The 1,411-nt window shown below is 50.5% G+C and carries 12 tRNA genes; all 12 read right to left on the reverse strand.

The annotated features are described in order from the left end of the window. Positions 1-71: 71 nt before the first annotated feature. The 12 genes from AC1DM9_RS34270 to AC1DM9_RS34325 all read right to left on the reverse strand — a co-directional run bounded on the left by AC1DM9_RS34270 (position 72) and on the right by AC1DM9_RS34325 (position 1,247). Positions 72-146 (reverse strand) — tRNA-Gln (locus AC1DM9_RS34270). Between the two features lie 31 nt (positions 147-177). Beyond that, positions 178-253: transfer RNA gene (locus tag AC1DM9_RS34275), tRNA-His, on the reverse strand. Between the two features lie 18 nt (positions 254-271). After that, positions 272-345: transfer RNA gene (locus AC1DM9_RS34280), tRNA-Trp, on the reverse strand. 11 nt (positions 346-356) lie between these two features. Beyond that, a tRNA-Tyr gene (locus tag AC1DM9_RS34285) sits at positions 357-441 on the reverse strand. A 3-nt stretch (positions 442-444) separates the two neighbouring features. Further along, positions 445-520, reverse strand: a tRNA-Thr gene (locus tag AC1DM9_RS34290). Between the two features lie 31 nt (positions 521-551). Beyond that, positions 552-627: transfer RNA gene (locus tag AC1DM9_RS34295), tRNA-Phe, on the reverse strand. 16 nt (positions 628-643) lie between these two features. Beyond that, positions 644-720: transfer RNA gene (locus AC1DM9_RS34300), tRNA-Asp, on the reverse strand. A 38-nt stretch (positions 721-758) separates the two neighbouring features. Continuing rightward, a tRNA-Met gene (locus AC1DM9_RS34305) sits at positions 759-835 on the reverse strand. A gap of 18 nt (positions 836-853) precedes the next feature. Next, positions 854-929, reverse strand: a tRNA-Val gene (locus AC1DM9_RS34310). A gap of 68 nt (positions 930-997) precedes the next feature. Then, a tRNA-Glu gene (locus AC1DM9_RS34315) sits at positions 998-1,072 on the reverse strand. 4 nt (positions 1,073-1,076) lie between these two features. Further along, positions 1,077-1,167, reverse strand: a tRNA-Ser gene (locus AC1DM9_RS34320). 4 nt (positions 1,168-1,171) lie between these two features. Next, positions 1,172-1,247 (reverse strand) — tRNA-Asn (locus AC1DM9_RS34325). Between the last annotated feature and the right edge of the window lie 164 nt (positions 1,248-1,411).

Below are 1,411 nucleotides of genomic sequence, written 5' to 3' on the forward strand. Positions count from 1 at the left end.
ACGGGAATCGAACCCGCGACCCTCGCCTTGGCAAGGCGATGCTCTACCGCTGAGCCACTTCCGCATATAAATGGCTGGGGATTCAGGGATCGAACCTGAGAATGACGGAGTCAAAGTCCGTTGCCTTACCGCTTGGCTAATCCCCAACAAAATACGTGATGCTAATTTTTGAATTAATGGGGCGATCGAGGGGAATTGAACCCCCGAGTGTCGGATCCACAAACCGATGCGTTAACCACTTCGCCACGACCGCCATATTCAAATGTTTTTTTGGCAGGGGCAGCAGGAATTGAACCCACACCAAAGGTTTTGGAGACCTTTGTTCTACCTTTAAACTATGCCCCTAAGGTAAAAAATGGTGGAGGATGATGGATTCGAACCACCGAACTCAGAGAGAGCAGATTTACAGTCTGCCGTGTTTAGCCACTTCACTAATCCTCCATGTGGTGCCGTCGAGAGGACTTGAACCCCCAACCTACTGATTACAAGTCAGTTGCTCTACCAGTTGAGCTACAACGGCATATTCACTTGTGTTGCTTGTACTGCATCAATGGTGGCTCGGGACGGAATCGAACCGCCGACACGAGGATTTTCAGTCCTCTGCTCTACCGACTGAGCTACCGAGCCTGATGTTGTTTTTAAGTGGCGGAGCTGACGGGATTCGAACCCGCGGTCTCCTGCGTGACAGGCAGGCATGTTGGGCCACTACACCACAGCTCCACATCATGTTCTCGGAAAGTTCCGAAAGGTAAAGAATTTGGTTGCGGGGGCAGGATTTGAACCTGCGGCCTTCGGGTTATGAGCCCGACGAGCTACCGGGCTGCTCCACCCCGCGTCATTATTATTGATTAAATGGTGGAGGATGACGGGATCGAACCGCCGACCCTCTGCTTGTAAGGCAGATGCTCTCCCAGCTGAGCTAATCCTCCATGTTGAGCGACCTTTATATCTTATCATAGGTCATTCTTTTTTGTCAATCTTTTTTTAAAAGAAAAGTTGGTGACCCGTAGGGGACTCGAACCCCTGTTACCTCCGTGAAAGGGAGGTGTCTTAACCACTTGACCAACGGGCCTTGCTGGCAGAGAGGAAGGGATTCGAACCCTCGAGACCCGGTTAGAGCCTACACGATTTCCAATCGTGCTCCTTCGACCACTCGGACACCTCTCTACAATGGCTCCCCGAACAGGACTCGAACCTGTGACAACTCGATTAACAGTCGAGTGCTCTACCAACTGAGCTATCAGGGAATATTAAGCATTCAAAGCAAGTTGCGCCCTGAAAACTGGATACGAAAGATTAGGCTTGCTGAAGCCTTTTTAGCTGCTGTCTACTGGATGTATGGGTCACAGTAAACGTGTTTAGGATAAGCCCTCGACCGATTAGTATTCGTCAGCTACACACATTGCTGTGC

The organism is Paenibacillus sp. 01T431, assembly GCF_056398625.1.